At 45.3% G+C, this 18,012-nt stretch carries 14 protein-coding genes; 9 read left to right on the plus strand and 5 right to left on the minus strand.

All coding sequences use genetic code 11. The features are described 5' to 3' along the window. The first annotated feature begins 8 nt into the window (after positions 1-8). The 5 genes from yrfG to AC0L6N_RS20875 all read left to right on the plus strand — a co-directional run bounded on the left by yrfG (position 9) and on the right by AC0L6N_RS20875 (position 4,898). The gene (gene yrfG, locus AC0L6N_RS20855; RefSeq protein ID WP_011573077.1) at positions 9-692 is read left to right on the plus strand and encodes a GMP/IMP nucleotidase; all 684 of its coding nucleotides are present in this window, start codon (positions 9-11) and stop codon (positions 690-692) included. Between the two features lie 166 nt (positions 693-858). Then, complete coding sequence (gene ppa / locus AC0L6N_RS20860) at positions 859-1,392, plus strand: inorganic diphosphatase (RefSeq protein ID WP_011573078.1); 534 nt, start codon at positions 859-861, stop codon at positions 1,390-1,392. A gap of 120 nt (positions 1,393-1,512) precedes the next feature. After that, entirely contained in the window at positions 1,513-2,736 is a 1,224-nt protein-coding gene (locus tag AC0L6N_RS20865; protein ID WP_473477422.1) for an MFS transporter, read from the plus strand. Next, on the plus strand, positions 2,733-3,194 hold the full coding sequence (locus tag AC0L6N_RS20870) for a DUF3299 domain-containing protein (protein ID WP_011573080.1): 462 nt from the start codon (positions 2,733-2,735) through the stop codon (positions 3,192-3,194). The genes AC0L6N_RS20865 and AC0L6N_RS20870 overlap by 4 nt, the downstream gene beginning before the upstream one ends. Positions 3,195-3,278: 84 nt before the next feature. Continuing rightward, positions 3,279-4,898, plus strand: a complete 1,620-nt coding sequence (locus AC0L6N_RS20875) for a methyl-accepting chemotaxis protein (RefSeq protein WP_011573081.1) — start codon at positions 3,279-3,281, stop codon at positions 4,896-4,898. Positions 4,899-4,923: 25 nt separating this feature from the next. Here AC0L6N_RS20875 and AC0L6N_RS20880 read toward each other — a convergent pair whose 3' ends face one another. From AC0L6N_RS20880 to uvrA, 3 genes are read right to left on the minus strand one after another with little or no spacing between them, the layout of a single operon-like run. Further along, entirely contained in the window at positions 4,924-5,631 is a 708-nt protein-coding gene (locus AC0L6N_RS20880; protein ID WP_011573082.1) for a 2OG-Fe(II) oxygenase, read from the minus strand. Beyond that, complete coding sequence (locus AC0L6N_RS20885; protein ID WP_011573083.1) at positions 5,624-6,031, minus strand: acyl-CoA thioesterase; 408 nt, start codon at positions 6,029-6,031, stop codon at positions 5,624-5,626. The genes AC0L6N_RS20880 and AC0L6N_RS20885 overlap by 8 nt, the downstream gene beginning before the upstream one ends. Positions 6,032-6,047: 16 nt before the next feature. Further along, entirely contained in the window at positions 6,048-8,876 is a 2,829-nt protein-coding gene (uvrA, locus tag AC0L6N_RS20890; protein WP_011573084.1) for an excinuclease ABC subunit UvrA, read from the minus strand. A gap of 291 nt (positions 8,877-9,167) precedes the next feature. Here uvrA and AC0L6N_RS20895 point away from each other — a divergent pair, with 291 nt between their 5' ends. From AC0L6N_RS20895 to AC0L6N_RS20910, 4 genes are all read left to right on the plus strand, one after another. Beyond that, positions 9,168-10,511 (plus strand): MFS transporter, encoded by a 1,344-nt coding sequence (locus AC0L6N_RS20895; RefSeq protein WP_011573085.1) that lies wholly within the window; start codon positions 9,168-9,170, stop codon positions 10,509-10,511. A 316-nt stretch (positions 10,512-10,827) separates the two neighbouring features. Next, on the plus strand, positions 10,828-11,430 hold the full coding sequence (locus AC0L6N_RS20900) for a single-stranded DNA-binding protein (RefSeq protein ID WP_473477425.1): 603 nt from the start codon (positions 10,828-10,830) through the stop codon (positions 11,428-11,430). 593 nt (positions 11,431-12,023) lie between these two features. Further along, positions 12,024-14,432, plus strand: a complete 2,409-nt coding sequence (locus AC0L6N_RS20905) for a TonB-dependent receptor (protein ID WP_473477426.1) — start codon at positions 12,024-12,026, stop codon at positions 14,430-14,432. 475 nt (positions 14,433-14,907) lie between these two features. Beyond that, positions 14,908-15,057: a DUF2256 domain-containing protein gene (locus tag AC0L6N_RS20910; RefSeq protein WP_011573088.1), complete on the plus strand. Its 150-nt coding sequence runs from the start codon at positions 14,908-14,910 to the stop codon at positions 15,055-15,057. A 42-nt stretch (positions 15,058-15,099) separates the two neighbouring features. Here AC0L6N_RS20910 and AC0L6N_RS20915 read toward each other — a convergent pair whose 3' ends face one another. Both AC0L6N_RS20915 and AC0L6N_RS20920 read right to left on the minus strand, forming a co-directional pair. Next, a complete protein-coding gene (locus tag AC0L6N_RS20915) occupies positions 15,100-16,587 on the minus strand; it encodes an FAD-binding domain-containing protein (protein WP_473477430.1) in 1,488 nt (495 codons plus the stop codon). After that, positions 16,580-17,917, minus strand: coding sequence for a DASH family cryptochrome (locus AC0L6N_RS20920; protein WP_473477432.1), 1,338 nt, complete (start codon positions 17,915-17,917; stop codon positions 16,580-16,582). Before AC0L6N_RS20920 ends, AC0L6N_RS20915 begins: the two co-directional genes overlap by 8 nt. Positions 17,918-18,012: the final 95 nt, after the last annotated feature.

Here is an 18,012-nt window from a genome sequence, read left to right on the forward strand (position 1 = left end):
CTTGCCACTTGCCTGACTTACCTTGGAACAAAATTAAAACCGTTTTGCTGGATATGGACGGTACCTTGCTCGATTTACACTACGACAGCCACTTCTGGTTAGAGCATTTGCCAAAAAAATACGCTGGCATAAAAGGGATTAGCGAGGAGCAAGGGAAAGAGTACATGATGGCGGAATATCGCCAGGTGTTTGGCACCATTGATTGGTACTGTTTAGATTACTGGGCGGATAAATTACAGCTGGATATTATGCAAGCTAAACGCGAAGTTGAGCATTTAATCAGCATGCGTGATGACACTATTCCATTGCTGGACGCCCTTAGAGAATCGGGGCGTGAGGTTATTTTGGTGACCAATGCACACCCAGGAAGTTTATCCCTGAAAATCGAACATACTGCCCTTGATAGCCATATCGACACGCTTATCTCGACTCACGAATTTGGGGTGACTAAAGAATCTCAATTGCTTTGGCAGAAACTACAACAGCGGGTCGGTTTTGATAGCAAACACACGTTATTTGTCGATGACAGTTTGCCAATTTTACAATCAGCCAAAGATTTTGGTATTGCCCACTTGCTAGCGGTAAGTAATCCAGACAGCCAACTACCGATAAAAGATGTTACACAATTTTTGGCCACTAGTGACTACAGAACCCTGCTTGACGATATACGCAACGCTCCTTTTACGGGCTGAACGAAATGGTGCAGACAATAACGATTAACGGCAATTAACCGTGCTTTTGGCAGTTTTTTTGTGAATAACAGCTAAAAGCCACGCTTAATTGCTCCTGTGGCGTTTCATATTGTTGTTGATCACCCTATAATTCGAGCCAATTTTCATCAATCTATAGGTCAAGTCTATGAGTCTTAACGATGTTCCAGCTGGTAAAAACTTACCAGAAGAAATTAATGTAGTGATTGAAATCCCTGCGCATTCAGATCCAATTAAATATGAAGTGGATAAAGACACAGGTGCTATTTTTGTGGACCGCTTCATGGCGACCTGCATGCATTACCCCACTAACTACGGCTATATTAATCAAACATTGTCAGAAGATGGTGATCCAGCTGACGTACTAGTGATGACACCGTTCCCACTTCTAGCGGGTTGTGTTATCAAATGTCGCCCTGTTGGCGTACTAAAAATGACTGATGAATCAGGTACTGATGCTAAAATTTTGGCGGTGCCGGTTGATAAATTATCTACGATTTATCGTGGCATCAAAGACATTGGCGACGTTGATGAGTTGACGCTAAATCAAATTGAGCATTTCTTCTCACATTACAAAGATTTAGAGCCTGGTAAATGGGTGAAAATCGACGGTTGGGAAAATGCTGAATCCGCTAAAGCTGAAATCGTCAGCAGCGTTGAGCGCTATAAAACAGAAGGTTAATTTTCATATTCTCAGAATATGACTCTGCACCAAAAAAAGCCGACTTTATGTCGGCTTTTCTAATATTCACTCTTTGGTCCCTGTGAGATACTTCCCATCTCCTTTTTCTAGTTGAAAGCCATGAAATCGTTACGCGCTCTAACAGCAAACCCGCAATTCTTTCTATTGGCCATGGCATTTGTTATGCCACTGGTTTTTTCCGTTTGGAATGCCCTGTTAAATAACTTTGTAGTAGAAAAAGCCAGTTTTGACGGGGCACAAATTGGCATGCTGCAAAGCTTGCGTGAAGTGCCGGGCTTCTTAGCTTTCACCGCTGTATTCGTGCTGTTAGTGCTCAAAGAGCAAACCTTTGCGTTAGTCTCATTAGCGGTGATGTGTGTCGGTGTAGCATTAACCGGTTGGTTGCCGTTTGAACTTGGCTTGTATTGCACCACGGTGTTGATGTCTATCGGTTTTCATTATTTTGAAACCATCAATCAGTCGTTGACATTACAATGGCTTGATAAAGACAAAAGTGCGCATTTTATGGGGCAACAGCTTGCGGTAAAGAGTTTTGCCTCGTTGCTGGCCTACGGTGCTATTTGGTTACTGATGGAGTGGGTTGGTATTTCCTATATGGCAATGTACATGCTTGCTGGTGTCGTAGGGTTACTGATCGTGATTTGGTTATGGTTCGCGTTTGATAAATTCAATCAAACGTCTGTCCAACACAAGCATATGTTTTTACGCAAACGTTATTGGTTGTATTATGGTTTAGTGTTTTTCAGTGGTGCTCGGCGGCAAATTTTCATGGTGTTTGCCTCCTTTATGATGGTAGAAAAATTTGGTTATTCGGTAGGGGATATCAGCCTACTGTATATGCTTAACTATGTATTTAACTTATTCTTTGCCCCTAAAATTGGACGCTGGATCCACAAAATCGGCGAGCAGCGCGCGCTGTGCATTGAATATCTAGGCCTGCTGTGTGTGTTTGTTGGTTATGCCTTGGTAGAAAACAGCCAATTAGCTGCAGGGCTATATGTCATCGACCACTTATTTTTTGCCATGGCAATTGCTGTCAAAACCTACTTCCAGAAAATTGCCGACCACAGGGACATTGCCTCAACCGCGGGTGTCAGTTTTACTATCAATCATATCGCGGCTGTTGTGATCCCGGCATTGTTGGGTATTGTATGGTTAACCTCTCCTTCCTTGGTATTTTATATTGGCGCAGGGTTTGCGATTTGTTCTTTAATTTTGGCGTTAAACATTCCTTTGCAGCCTACCAGTGGTAAAGAAGTCAGAGTTAATTTATTACGTTGGGCTAACATGCCCGTTGGAATTTCGCCTAAGGAGCGTTCATGAAGTATCTAGTGTTATTGCTGACGTTGAGTTCGTTTGCAGCTTTTAGCCAAGAACCTGAAGAGTTATATTGGGAAGATATGATCCCGAAAAACTACATTGCACCTCAAGAAGACGTTAATCATAACGGTTCAATGGTGCAACAGAGTTTGAATGCGCCTGTGGTCAAAGAATTAGACGGCAAAGTGGTGAAAATCCCCGGCTTTGTGGTGCCACTTGAAGGCAGTAGTGATACCACCACTGAATTCCTATTAGTCCCGTATTTTGGGGCGTGTATACACGTTCCGCCCCCGCCGCCGAATCAAATAGTTTATGTGAAGTTTTCAAGTGGCGTGCCGATAGACAACATATACGATGCAGTTTGGGTTACCGGTAAATTAGCCACCCAAGTATGGGAAGGCGATATCGCGACTGTTGGTTACACATTGCAAGGGATTGAAGTGACTCCATACGACGGATAGTCAAAGATTTTCCTGATGTCGGCTAATCACATCGGTCATAAGCTACACTTGCATTGATCCTCGAAAAAATTAAAAGGTAACTTAATGAGTTTCTTAACGAAAATGTCGATAGCGCAAAAGTTGTACTTGATTCCGATCATTGGCTCCATTGGCTTTTTAGTCTACTTGTGGGTCACAACTCACACTGCAATGAACAACATTGAACTGCTCGAAGACGCAGACAAGGTGCAGTATCCTGCATTAGAAGCCACCAGTAGTGCCTTGGTCAAAATGGAAAAGGTCAAAGAAACCCTCAGTAGCGCTGTTACCACTGGCGATGAAGAGACGCTGGCTGTTGCTAAAGTGCAGGCGGCGGATACTAAGGTTTTGTTAGATAAGATTATTTCTATCGAGCCTAGCTTGAGCGTGGAGGCGAATCGTATTAAGCAGTCTTTTAATAACTATTTTAATCTTGCTTACAAAGTGTCTGAGTCAATGGTGAACAATACGGCTGATTTCTCAAAGATCGGCGAGTTATCCACCAGAATGAACAAAAGCTATGATGATGCCACTACAGCGTTAGGTGCTTTTCGTGATGCACGCGTAAATGGCTTCAAGCAAGCGATAACGGAATCTAACGACGCGTTAAAAAATATGCTGTCATTTGGTGCCATTATGGCTGGGGTGACGATTGTGTTGTTGTTTGCCACAGCCATTCCTATCGTCATGGGGATCCGCGGCAGTATTGACCAAGTTGTTAACTCATTAAAAGACATAGCCCAGGAAGATGGGGATCTTACGGTGCGTATCCAAAGCCGGAATCAAGACGAAATTGGTGATTTGGTGCATTGGTTTAACCAGTTTATGGAAAAGCTACAAGGTGTGGTCAAAGACATAGTGAATGCATCCATGCCTTTATCTCAGTTGGCCCAAAACTTAAATCAACTTACCGATGATACTAACCGCACAATCGATGTTCAGCAAAGTGCCGCTAGTCAAGCTAAGTCAGCGGTTGATGATATGACGCGCAGTGTAAACGCGGTTGCTGAAAGTGCCGCTGAAGCGGCTAATGCAGCAGGTGATGCATCCGCTGCAGCAGATGATGGCCAAGCAGTGGTTAATCATACGGTACAAAGTATTCGTGAGCTGGCAGCCAACGTGGATAGTTCTGCTGAGGTTATCAAGCAACTTGAAGCAGATTCAAAACAAGTCGGCGTAGTGCTGGACGTGATTAAAGGTATTGCTGAGCAAACCAACTTGTTGGCGCTAAACGCCGCTATTGAAGCCGCACGAGCGGGGGAGCATGGTAGAGGATTTGCGGTCGTGGCGGATGAAGTTCGCACGCTAGCGTCGCGTACTCAACAATCTACCGAGCAAATTCAACAAACGATTGAACAACTGCAAAATGCATCGCGCTCAGCGGTGAGTGTTATGGCAAAAGGGACAGAGCAAGCAACGAGCAGTGTAGATACGGCAAATAAAGCCGGTGCCAGTTTGACCGTTATTACCCAGACGATCAGCCGGATAACACAAATGAACGACCAAATTGCTCACGCGACAGGCGAGCAGCAAAGTGTGGCAGGTGTGATAAGCCACAACGTAGATGAGATACACCAGCGTACAGAAGAAACAGCTAATAGCTCAGGTCGCTTAGCCTCAGTGAGCGGCGAGCTTGCAGAGTTAGCAAAGCACTTAGAAGGAATTACGCAGCAATTTAAGGTCTAGCGCCCAAGACGCTAAGCGAGTGCGCTTAGCGTTGAGCGAAAATCGCGTTACCTTGGTTAAATTGCACCCATGAGGTGAGAATGTACTTGTCGTTTGAGATGGGTACATTGCCTCGGTGAGTATGGGTAAAGTAAGCTGGTGCAATCACCATAGTGCCTTTGCGGGGTTTAATACTTACATCTTGGTAGTAAAACTCGGTTTCCCCGCCTTCATCCACATCATTTAAGTAAAACATAAACAGTAATATCCGGTGCAGCGCGTCGGTACTCTTCGACTGTGGATACACCTCTGAATGCCAATAAGGGTAGCCACCTTGTTGTTTTTCGTACTTTTGCGCGTTGATGTTGCCTAACCTAAAAAGGTACGTCATCAAATTAGACAAATTTGGCAAACCTACTTCTGCAAAATTGTCATGGGTTAGTTTAACGGGCTGCCCTGTCTTTGGGTGTTTCACCGTGAGGCCGATAGGGCCAATTAAGGCGAAAAAGTACTCTTCGAAATAGCGTAAAATGTGTTGCCCAAGAATAGGCAATAGTGCTTGATAGGGGACGTTAAATTCAGGATGGGTGATAATGGATACATCACTACTGCGTTTTTTGTCTGTATCTATACCGCCACCTGTGCGCCCAGGTAGGATATTTTTACTGGAATCAAATTGAGTAACGAACTGATCACACAGTTCGTCACTGATTGCATGCTCAATAACCTTAATGAAAGTTTCTGACTTAGGCATTCACGCCCCGAGGTATGGCATGCTCGGTCAGCTGTGCACGGATTTCTTCATTAATAACCACAGATTTTTTCTCAGCGTAGTCATACTGCACCATAGTGGTTGTGCCTGTGGCGCGTTTAGTGCCGTTTTGCCAAAGCTCTTGGTAGGCGTCAAACGAGCTGCCACCAATACGACTGATGTAAGTGCGTACTTGAACAGGATGGCCATAGTGCATTTGGTCCAGAAAATCGACTTTGTAGCTGGCTAAAATAAGCGGCCAATTTTTTAAATCTAATTCAGGGCTAAATATCTTAAAAATAGGCTCACGAGCCATTTCAAACCAGTCCACCAACACAGTATTACTTACATGTGCTAGGGCATCCGTTTCACAAAAACGCACATTAAAATCTTCAATAAACATAAATTAAATTCCTTGTTTAAACTGATAGCAAAGGTTTAAGAAAGCGCGCCGTATGAGATATTTCTACTTCGCAAACTTGTTCTGGTGTGCCCTGAGCGATGATTTGCCCGCCGCCTGAGCCGCCTTCTGGTCCTAAATCAATCACCCAATCAGCTGTTTTGATCACATCTAAGTTGTGCTCAATAACCACCACAGTATTGCCGTGATCGCGTAGGCGATGCAATACCTGTAGAAGTTGTTTTATATCGTGGAAATGTAAACCAGTGGTGGGCTCATCCAAAATGTATAGGGTTTGGCCCGTGTCTCGTTTAGATAATTCTTTGGCCAGTTTGACTCGCTGGGCTTCACCACCTGACAAGGTAGTGGCGGCTTGTCCTAAACGTACGTACGATAAACCGACATCCATCAACGTTTGTAATTTGCGGGCAATCGCAGGAATAACATCAAAGAACTTGCGCGCGTCTTCTACGGTTAAATCCAGTACTTCATGGATGTTTAAACCCTTATACTGAATTTCTAATGTTTCGCGGTTGTAACGCTCACCCTTACATACGTCGCAGGGTACGTATACGTCAGGTAAGAAGTGCATTTCGACCTTAATCACACCGTCACCCTGACAGGCTTCACAACGGCCGCCTTTGACGTTGAAGCTGAATCGACCTGGCTTGTAGCCACGTGAACGCGCTTCTTGCGTACCAGCGAACAGCTCTCGCACTGGGGTGAAAATACCCGCATACGTCGCTGGGTTTGAACGTGGTGTGCGTCCAATCGGGCTTTGATCAATATCAACCACCTTATCGAGCATGTCCATGCCAGTGATCGTTTTGTATGGTGCGGGCTCACCGGTTGTCGCGCCATTTAGCTCACGATGAGCAATACGATAAAAAGTATCATTAATAAGGGTAGATTTACCTGAACCGGACACACCGGTTACGCAGGTCATTAAACCAAATGGAATGCGTAAATCTACGTCCTGTAAGTTATTACCCGTGGCGCCGCACATTTCAATCCATTTATCTTGGTCAATTTCAGTGCGCTTCTCAGGAATAGCGATTGCTTCACGCCCAGATAAGTACTTACCTGTTAATGAATGCTCGCTTTTCATGATGTCGTCAATAGTGCCTTGGGCCACAATTTCGCCCCCGTGCACACCGGCTCCAGGACCAATATCGAGTACGAAATCAGCGGCGCGAATAGCATCCTCATCATGCTCGACCACGATGACGGTATTACCCAAGTCGCGTAAATGCTCTAACGTGGTCAGTAGGCGTTCGTTGTCTCTTTGATGCAGTCCAATTGATGGCTCATCCAGTACGTACATTACCCCAACTAAGCCGGCACCAATTTGACTGGCAAGGCGGATACGCTGAGCTTCACCGCCGGATAATGTGTCGGCACTGCGTGAAAGTGACAAGTAATTTAAACCAACATTGACCAAGAAATTCAGACGGTCGTTAATCTCTTTGAAAATCTTATCGGCGATTTTTTCTCGTTTACCTGTCAGCTCAATGTCAGTGAAAAACTGCAACGACTCTGCAATCGACATATCGGTAATGGTCGGCAGTGGTGTGTCGCCAATAAATACGTTGCGTGCTTCAAGGCGCAAACGCGTGCCATTACAGCTACTACAATGTTGCTGGCTTAAGTATTTCGATAATTCGTCGCGAACAGCATTCGATTCTGTTTCACGGTATCTGCGCTCCATATTTGGAATAATCCCTTCAAAGGGATGCTTACGTTCCATAATATCGCCGCGATCGTTAATGTACTTGAAGTTGATTGAAGTGCCTTTACTACCGTGTAGCACGATGTCTTTGGCTTTTTCGTCAAGTTCAGAGAAAGGCGTGGTCAGATCAAATTTATAGTGATCGGCCACAGCTTGCAGCATTTGGAAGTAGTAATAACTGCGCTTATCCCAACCGCGTATCGCCCCGCCCGACAAACTTAGCTCGTCGTTACTGATAATTCGGTGCGGGTCGAAAAACTGTCTTGTGCCTAAGCCGTCACAAGTTTGGCAAGCGCCTGCCGGGTTGTTAAACGAAAAGAGTCTTGGTTCAAGTTCGGCCATTGAATAGCCGCAATGCGGGCAGGCAAAATTAGATGAAAACACCACTTCTTCTTTGTGCGGGTCATCCATAAAGGCTATTTTCGCAGTGCCGGCGGACAAGTTCAGCGCGGTTTCAAATGACTCTGCCAAGCGAAGTGCTAAGTCTTCACGCACTTTGAAGCGGTCAACCACCACCTCGATATTGTGTTTTTTATGCAAATCGAGCTCAGGGGGATCTGACAAGTCACACACTTCGCCGTCAATACGAGCGCGTATAAATCCTTGGGCTGCAAGGCTTTCCAAGGTTTTAACATGTTCGCCTTTGCGGTCTTGAACTACAGGCGCTAACAGCATGAGTTTTTCATCTGCAGGCATGGTTAGTACGCGGTCAACCATCTGGCTAACAGTTTGTGCATCTAACGGTACATGGTGAGTTGGGCAACGCGGCTCACCCACACGAGCGTAAAGCAAACGCAAATAATCGTAAATTTCAGTGATGGTACCCACGGTTGAGCGTGGGTTATGAGAGGTGGACTTCTGCTCGATAGAAATTGCTGGAGATAGGCCTTCGATGTGATCAACGTCGGGCTTTTCCATCATGGATAAAAATTGTCTTGCGTAGGCAGACAAGGACTCAACATATCGACGTTGCCCCTCGGCGTAAAGGGTGTCGAATGCCAATGAAGACTTACCAGAGCCAGACAAGCCGGTGATGACAGTAAGTTTGTCTCGAGGAATATCTAAATCGATGTTCTTTAGATTGTGAGTGCGCGCGCCACGTACAGCTATCTTATCCATTATTGACCAAAGTCGTCCTCAAAAGAGTGAGTATTACATACTTGATATAAGAGCTCTATGTGGTTGAACAATTATACTTTCAATACCCAGATGATTAATGATTAGAAAGATACGCGTCATGGCGCTGATTAGATCGCCGCTGAAATATGTAAGTGGATGTTTTAAACTCGGGCATATCATTGAACTTATGCTATTTTTCCCCTCGCTAGCTGCAATGTTGCTGTCGTTTAGGGCGATAATTTTGTGGTAAACTTCGCCGCCTTGATAACCTCAAACTGATTAGTTGCTCATTTGAATAGAACCGAAATTCGCGCCTCTTTGGCTTTGGCCGCTGTTTATGTCTTGCGTATGCTGGGATTGTTTATGGTGATGCCAGTACTGGCCATACTCGCGGTACATTACCCAGATTATTCAGCCCTAATGCTTGGTTTAGCTATTGGTGGCTATGGTTTGACCCAAGCTATTTTGCAAATCCCCATGGGGGTGTTGTCCGATAAGATTGGCCGCAAACCTGTCATCGTTGGCGGGTTACTGATGTTTGCTATTGGTAGCGGTGTTGCCGCCACCGCAGATAGCATGTTATGGATTGTGATCGGCCGATTTTTGCAAGGTGCTGGGGCAATTGCCGGTGCCATCATGGCATTAGCTGGGGACGTGAGTCGTGAGCAGCAGCGGCCAAAAGTAATGGCGATTATCGGCATTGCTATTGGTTTTTCATTTTATATAGCCTTGCTAATAGGCCCTGTCATTGCTGATAATTACGGTCTGCACGGTATATTTTCTATTACAGGTATACTCGCTATTTCATGCATACCTTTGGTCATTTGGGTGGTGCCCAGCGCAATAAACTACGCGCCCAAGGGCGATACCCTACCTGTTCTTACCGATGTGAAAATCTTGTTCTTTGACCCACAGTTACGTCGTTTGAACATCAGCGTAATGTTACTGCATATGATGATCACGGTTTTGTTTGTACAAATGCCGATTTTACTCAGTGCTTTAGGCTGGCAGCTAGAAAGTCATTGGCAACTATATTTACCCATACTCGCAGCTTCTGTCGTTGGCTTAGTCGCGTTGATGATGTTAACCAAAAGGATGAGCCAAGCGGGCGTGATTCGTTTGTGCATATTATTACTAGGTGGCGCATTACTCGGTTTGCACTTTTCCCACAGTACCGTGCTTGCGGTAATGGTATTTGGCTGGCTATTTTTTACCGGCTTTAATTTCTTAGAAGCAAGTTTTCCGGCTATGGTGTCAAGCATTGCCCCAGCGGGTAAAAAAGGCTCTGCCATGGGTATTTATGCCAGCTTTCAGTTTTTAGGGGCATTTTTAGGCGGCACGCTTTCTGGGCTCGCGAGTCAGTATATTGGCCCCCAGTGGGTGTTCGTTATTGCTGGCGGTGCCTGTGGTATATGGTGGCTTGGTTTACGTAAGTTAGGTACCAGTGAACGCTTGAAACGCTTTACTCTAAAACCAGATTTTACCCGTTATTCAGCCGATACCATTGGTGAGCAGTTAGCCACACTCGAAGGAGTGGTAGATGTGACGGTAGTGCCAGATGAGGGTGTGGTCTATATCAAGGCAGATGGTAAGCAATTCTCACTGGAAAAGGCTCATATTTTAGTCAACGGCTAAGCAGCTTTTTACGTTAATCAAGGCTAAATTTTTAAGAAATAATCTGCGAAATCACGTTATAATAACCGGCACAGTGAAAATCAATTTTGTTCGAGCTTTCGTTTAGCGGGTGAACCTTTTGGTGGTGATAGGCTCATATTTCTTCTGTTGCGAAACAATAGCGGAACAATGGCGAAATTAACGCGAGTTAGCGTGAATGCGGTAAAATTGATCACTAATTAATTGAAAAATAGACATATTCATACTTAAAACCAAGTGATATTTAAACTGTAAGTGTTTAAGACCTTAGGTTTTAGGGCAGATAATAGGAGTTAAAATGGCGAGCAAAGGCGTAAATAAAGTCATCTTGGTGGGCAACTTAGGGCAAGATCCTGAAGTACGTTATATGCCAAATGGTAATGCGGTAGCGAACTTAAGCATCGCGACCAGTGAAAGCTGGAAAGACCAACAAGGGCAAATGCAAGAGCGCACCGAATGGCATCGCCTGACTATGTATCGCCGTTTAGCTGAAGTGGCTGGCGAATACTTGCGTAAAGGCTCACAAATTTACGTAGAAGGTAAATTGCAAACCCGTAAATGGCAAGATCAGCAAGGCCAAGACAAATACACCACAGAAGTGATTGTCGACCAAATGCAAATGTTAGGTGGCAAAGGCGGCGGTCAATCTGAAGGCGGCTTCCAAGGGCAGCAGCGTCAACCTGCACAGCGTTCTGCACAAGGCGGTCAAAATGCTGGCGGCCAGCGCTCTGGCGGTCAAAATTCAGGCGGTTTTCAACAATCTCCTAACCAAGGTTACAACCAAGCCCCTCAAGGTGGCCAAGGCAATCAAGGTTTCAACCAAGCCCCGCAAGGCGGCCAAAACAAGCCAGCACCTATGGCTGAACCTGACTTTGATTTCGACGATGATATTCCGTTCTAGCTCGGAGTCTTTACACGGTAAATAATTTTTGAAAAAGCCCTGTTAAAACAGGGCTTTTTTGTATCGGTTTGATTTTTCCCAAAATACGTTGGAACGAAGATGGCGGTTTTACTGTGATTTCCCAGCGGTTGGCCAGCCGCTAAATGCTGATTTATACGCTGCCTACACGCGTTGCTCTTAGGCTTACTCATCTAGTGAGTTGGTGAGTAAAAATGATAGATAAAGACACTTATTTGTCTTCCCACAGCTTTAACTATGCAAAATCTGTTATCTCTAAACAGTCTTTCACTCACTCTCTGACCTCTTGCTGCAGCACTGCATAAATCGATTTAAAGCGCGGTGTTATATACGAGCGGAGTATTGGCAAAGCCTATTGTAGGCTTTAATTCGCTCTGGTCGGCTTTCACAGCAATGAAACTTATTTTATATACTCATGCGCAAACCTCAGGTTTAAGGTTTTTATTCTGGGTTTGGACAGCAATACTTACAAAAATAACAACATATCGTCGGTAAGCAGTAGAAATGCCCAACTTTTTTTGCCACATTACACGACGGTTATTAACAAAAAAACAACAATCAATCTGGATGGACAAATGTTGAAACTAAACACACAAAAATTTCGCCTATGCGCAATAAGTGCTGCGGTGATGGGACTGATCAGTACAGGGGCGATGGCACAGCAAACAAGCGCTGCTCAAAACAAAGCTCAAGAAGAAGATGTTGAGCAAATCATTGTCACAGCGACAAAGCGCGCAGAGTCAATCGGCGATATTCCATTTTCAATCAACGCGCAAACCCAGAAGGACTTTGAACGAAGTGGTGCTAGTAATCTAGAAGATATTGCTCGCAACGTCGCGAGTGTGGCAATTCAAAATCTTGGCCCCGGACAAAGCCAAGTATCCATGCGCGGTGTATCTGCAGGGCAAATCGTACGTGACCAGCCGGGCGTGAAAGAGCAGGTGGGCGTTTATTTGGATGAAAGTGTTATTTCTCTATCGTTATTTACCCCTGACTTAGACTTATTTGATTTAAATCGTATAGAGACGCTGCGCGGCCCGCAAGGTACGCTATTTGGCTCAGGCTCAATAGGTGGAACGTTACGCTATATTACTAATCAACCCGAACTAGACACGTTCGAGGGGAAATTTGAAGCGAACCTGAGTTCAGTATCAGACGGCGGCACCGGCGGCAATGTGAAAGGCATGGTTAACCTGCCTATCTCAGATTCTGTCGCTATGCGCGCGGTGGTTTATCGCACTGAATATGCGGGTTTTATTGACGCATACGGTCCTGATAATGCGTTTAAAGAAGATGTTAACGACGGAGACAGAACCGGTGGTCGAGTAGCGTTTGTTATCAGCCCAAATGACAAACTCACTATTACCCCGCGGATCATATTTCAAGAGCTCGAAATAAATGGCTTCAATAGACAAGACGCGTTCAATATTTTTGCCAACCCTTACACCACAACGTGGCCAGCGAAACAATTAAAAGATAGAGAGCAGTTCTTACTATTAGAAGAAGGCTTTTCTGACGATACGCTGATAGCTGATTTGACCGCAGAGTATCAAGCTGAGATTGCTGACTTTACCTTTGTCTACAGCTACACAGACCGAGATATTCTGGTGAGCCGAGATGCGAGCGCACTGTCTGGCTCAGTGAGTGTTGATTTAGGTTTCCCTGATGCGGCCGTCACGCTGCCATCGAACCTACTCGATCGTACAGAAGTGGAGCAAGACACGTTCGAGCTGCGCGCAGCATCAAACGATGACGGCGCGTTAGATTGGATAGTCGGCGCGTTTTATTCTTCAACTGACCGAACGTACAAACAAACACTGCCCACACCTGGATACGATAGCTTTACCGATGCAACCTTAGGTGCAGGGACTTCAGCGGCGGTAGCCAATGGGTTTGATGTCGATTCACCTTACAACGCTTTCTTGCCTTACGATCTAACACAATTAGCTATTTTCGGTGAAGTTAATTATCAAGTGAACGACGATCTTAAAGTGACTGCAGGTTCGCGTTTTTATGATTACGAAGAAGAGCGTCAGTTTATTTCAGGCGGCTTGTTCGCCAATGGTGACAATCAAACCGATGCAACTGAATCTGATGGCTTTACGTCACGTATTCTTGGTCAATATCGCTTGAACGATAACGTGAACATTAACGCGCAGATTTCTGAAGGGTTTAGGTTAGGTGGGGTAAACGATCCATTGAACAGAAGCTTGTGTTCTGATCAGGATGAGGCGATTTTTGGTTCATTCCAAGATTATGAAGATGAGCAGTTAACCAACTATGAGTTAGGCTTCAAATCTTCTGGCCGCGGCTGGAGCGCGAACGTGTCAGCGTTTTATAATGATATCGAAGACCTACAGGTGACGTTAGATGCAGGCTCTTGTTCTTCTCGAGTGTCGTTTAATGTGCCTGATGCCCACACGCAAGGCCTAGAATTTGAGCTTACACGCCAGTTCACAGATCAATTATTCTTCTCTCTTAGCGGTAGCATTATAGAAGCAGAATTTGACTCAACCGTGGTTGATGGCTCTGGTGCGGTACTCGGTGGGGTAGAAGATGGCAACCGTTTGGCGTCAGTGCCTGAAGAAAGTTTCTCGATTTCGTTTACTTACGATCTCGCTTCGCCTTTGTTCTCTTCAAATAGCACTTATTTCCAAGGCTCATACCAGTACGTTGGTGATCGAATCACTCAACCTAGCGACCAAGTCGCTGGTGCGGGCACGTTTGTTTCTGGCTTGGCCTTTGGTGGAGCAACGGGTCTGGAAACCACCGAATTAGATTTGGTGCTTGATGCCTACGGCACCATGAATCTTAGCTTTGGTCTGGCCTACGACGATTACGAAATTCTTTTGTATGCCAACAATGTGTTTGATGAAAATGCGTTGTTGTCATTGGACAGAGAGCGTGGAGGTCGGGCTCGACTCGGTTTTACGACCAACCAACCTAGAACAATTGGTGCTACATTCCGTTACTTCTTTGAGTAACGTTCGCTAGGGCGTGTTAATCTTTGCAGTACGAATTTTGGTCTAAATGGAAGCGTTTTAATCGCGAAACAGTCCTGCGGGCCTAGTGGGCTAAGTTAAAGGACTGTGACAAAGAGTAAAATACTTCCATAACGACCCCTTCGGGCAGCGCCTGTGTACTGTTTAGACCGCGTTGAATGGTTTTGATTTAGCCCACTAGACCTTCAACCATTCGCCTTGCCTAAACAGCACACAGACCGCTGCAAAAATGAACAGGAAAGATCAATACGCCCTAGTCATATACTCAAAAAATAATCAGCAGCTAAACATCAATCGACGTTTAGCTGCGCATTCTCCTCCCTATTTCCTGTGAAATATCAAATCGACATGCTTTGTTTCATGTTAGTTGCGTTAAGCTTGGCTAAACGAGACAGAAAAAGGCGACCTTGTTGACCAAAAATACCTGCGTTAACGGCGTTATTAACGGCTACATATCATGAACAAAACACAGCTACCCAGCAAAATATGCCCCGTTTGCCAACGGCCCTTTTCATGGCGAAAAAAGTGGCAAAAAGACTGGGAGCATGTCAAATACTGCTCGAAGCGATGCGCGGGGAATAGAAAGTCTCTCGACGATAAAAGGTAGTTATCGTAGGTTTGCTCAAATTGTATTTTTATCGCCGAAGGTTCAGATTCTTCTAGGACGATTTACCAGGGTGTGTTGCTTGAGAATGCGCTTAGTTTCTTGTTGAACGTCATCGCGTTTTTGAAACGTCCACAAAGTCTCCCTTGCTCGCTTACCGGTTTGTTCAAGATCAATCATTGGGTGCGGGTATGTTCGTCCTAATTCCACTTCATATATTTGACATTCCATGGGGGTAAGTAGCCATGGCGTGTGAATGAGTGCATCCGGCAGGTCAGAAATTTCAGGTACAAAACGGCGGATGAACTGCCCTTGAGGATCTTTGTCTTGTGATTGTTTGACCGGGTTGTACAAGCGGATAAGGTTGGTCCCCGTTACTGACGCTTGCATTTGAAATTGCGGATAATGTATCCCTGGTTCAAAGTCTAAAAAGAGCTGAGCTAAATGAATGGCTCCTTCTCGCCAATCAATATTTAAGTGGTGACACAAAAAGCTCACTAACATGGCTCGCATGCGGAAATTCAGGTAACCCGTTTGATGCAGACAGCGCATCGAAGCGTCCACGATGGGGATGCCCGTTTGGCCTGTTTTCCATGCCTGTAAGTTAGCGTCTTTTTGTTCACCTTGCTCATATTCGTAAGCAAGGTAGGCTTTGTTGACAGGGCGAAACTCCATGTCTGATTCACTTTCAAATTTCTGAATAAAATGGCAATGCCAGTGCAGGCGAGACCGAAAGGCGTTGATAGCCCTTTGCCACCCATCTTTGTGCTTTTTAGATGCAGTTGATTGATAAACTTGGCGAGTACTTATGTTTCCCCAAGCCAAATAGGGAGAAAGCCTAGAGCAGGCTGTTCTACTTTTTATCGGGCTAGAAACTGAATAGGCGTACGCCTTTCCGCGCTCTTTTAGAAAATGATGCAAGGTGTACCAAGCGCGTTTTTCACCCCCAAGCTGAAATGTAGGATGTTGAGTTTTGTACTCTTGTGGCAATGCTTCGCATTCATCTAGCGTCATCAAGGTGGCAAAGGTTAGCCAATTGACTTCATGCAGAGGCGTATCTGCACATTGTGCATTCATATGCTTATCCCAATTTTGCTCCCAGTCACGTCGGTGAGTGGCGCCACGGATAACGCCGCCATGATTGTATTCGTGCCAGCCTATGCCTTCAGCATCTAACATGCGCGCGATAGCTTTATCCCGTTTGTAAGTGCAGGCAAGACCGATTTCTTGATGGCTGTACACGCCAGCAATATGAAAACGCTGCATAAGTTGAGCAAACACCCTATGGGCTTCTTCGAACAATACAACGATGCGAGCATTATAATCGGCGAGTTGGCTGTTTAGGTCGACTATGGATTGCCACACAAACCGCCAATGACGTACATCGTAATGCGGATCTGCTATAACTGAGGGCTCGAATAGGTACATCATGACCACCGGCAGCGGTTGCTGGGCGGCAGCGAATAAGGCTTGATGATCTCTCAAACGCAAGTCTCGCTTCAACCACACCACATTGATGTGCTCTTTACCCAAGAGGCCAGTCTGCCGCGTCTGTTTGGTCTATACCGCTAACGTACGTATCCCCAGCCCATTGGCGCACAAATTCCCCGTTCGGATCATATTGTTGCGCCTGCTTGGCTAAATCGAATCGCCTATGTCCTCTAGGGTCTACGCCTACACCTGAAAGGTACTGCCAGTTCCCCCAGTTTGATGCCACATCAAAGTCGATAAGTTGTTGTTCAAAGTAAGCTGCCCCGAAGCGCCAATCAACACCGAGCTCATTTACCAAGCAACTAGCGACTAACTGGCGTCCTCGATTTGACATGTAGCCAGTATGATTTAATTGCTTCATACAGGCATTCACGATGGGATAAGGCGTTTCACCTTGGCACCACATTGCGAACCGTAAAGCGATAAAGGTGGTTAAGGGACGAGTGTCTTGCGTCCCAGAAAACTGAAATAGTTTTGATTGGTATTTAAACAGGTGCCATTGAAAGTACTCTCGCCATAGCAGCTCAAAGTAAAGCCAATAAGTTGAGTCATTTTTTTCATATTCTGATTCGTATCGCCTCAGCTCAGTGAATACTTGCCTAACAGAAAGGCACCCATTAGCGAGCCAAGGGGATAGCTTGCTGGAATAGTCCCACCCATCCAAACCGTTACGTGTTTGTTTATAATTTTTAATGTTGTGGCTGGTAAAAAGAGTGTACTCAAGTTGCGCTAAAGCAGCGTCTTCACCTCCTGTGAAAGCAAGCCCAATTGCTTTTTTCGATGGGTTTACGTTCTTAGATGACAACCAAGCTAAATCGGGAGCGGGTGGCAGAGCTGTCGGGGCTGGTAAAGCAGCTACTACTTGCAGATCCTCGACGCGTTTTCTAAAGGGAGTGAAGCTTGCGGGCAAGTATTCTATTTCAAACGGTAGCGTGTCAGGTTGAAATAAGCTGTGACCGTTTTCCTGAATAAAGAGTGTATTAGGGTTACCTTGCTTTACTCTTTGCCATTGCTGGCGCTCATACACACCAGGGTGCATACCTGAGGCGACTATATCTGGAGTATAACTACCAATAAGGGCGCCAAGTACCTCTAAGGTTTCTCCCTCAAGTACGAACAGCTGTTGGCCTTGCTCCTGCAAATGACGCTGTAATTCAGACAGACTCTGTTGCAGAAACGCCCAACGTTTATCGCCCATATGCGCCGACTGAAAATGGCTACTCTTGAACCATCGTGGGTCGATTATAAATACACATAATAGTTCATCGACTTGTTCACTAAGCGCAACAAGCGCAGGGTTATCATGTAAACGCAGATCATGACGAAACCAAAAAATGCCTCGCTTTTGGAGGGCTGAAGATAGCTTTTTCAAAAATAAACACCCGTCATCTTAGAGTCAGTCAATAGCAATAAATACGTGTGCTTAAACAGATGAGATCAGCTTAGAGCCAGGAATAAGACGCCCGT

This window comes from Paraglaciecola sp. G1-13 (genome assembly GCF_055809255.1).

What these genes read in the sequence shown, in the direction of transcription:
- ppa (WP_011573078.1), top strand. Translation starts at nt 859, where the DNA reads ATGAGTCTTAACGATGTTCCAGCTGGTAAAAACTTACCAGAAGAAATT.
- AC0L6N_RS20865 (WP_473477422.1), top strand. Translation starts at nt 1,513, where the DNA reads ATGAAATCGTTACGCGCTCTAACAGCAAACCCGCAATTCTTTCTATTG.
- AC0L6N_RS20870 (WP_011573080.1), top strand. Translation starts at nt 2,733, where the DNA reads ATGAAGTATCTAGTGTTATTGCTGACGTTGAGTTCGTTTGCAGCTTTT.
- AC0L6N_RS20875 (WP_011573081.1), top strand. Translation starts at nt 3,279, where the DNA reads ATGAGTTTCTTAACGAAAATGTCGATAGCGCAAAAGTTGTACTTGATT.
- AC0L6N_RS20880 (WP_011573082.1), bottom strand. Translation starts at nt 5,631, where the DNA reads ATGCCTAAGTCAGAAACTTTCATTAAGGTTATTGAGCATGCAATCAGT.
- AC0L6N_RS20885 (WP_011573083.1), bottom strand. Translation starts at nt 6,031, where the DNA reads ATGTTTATTGAAGATTTTAATGTGCGTTTTTGTGAAACGGATGCCCTA.
- uvrA (WP_011573084.1), bottom strand. Translation starts at nt 8,876, where the DNA reads ATGGATAAGATAGCTGTACGTGGCGCGCGCACTCACAATCTAAAGAAC.
- AC0L6N_RS20900 (WP_473477425.1), top strand. Translation starts at nt 10,828, where the DNA reads ATGGCGAGCAAAGGCGTAAATAAAGTCATCTTGGTGGGCAACTTAGGG.
- AC0L6N_RS20905 (WP_473477426.1), top strand. Translation starts at nt 12,024, where the DNA reads ATGTTGAAACTAAACACACAAAAATTTCGCCTATGCGCAATAAGTGCT.
- AC0L6N_RS20910 (WP_011573088.1), top strand. Translation starts at nt 14,908, where the DNA reads ATGAACAAAACACAGCTACCCAGCAAAATATGCCCCGTTTGCCAACGG.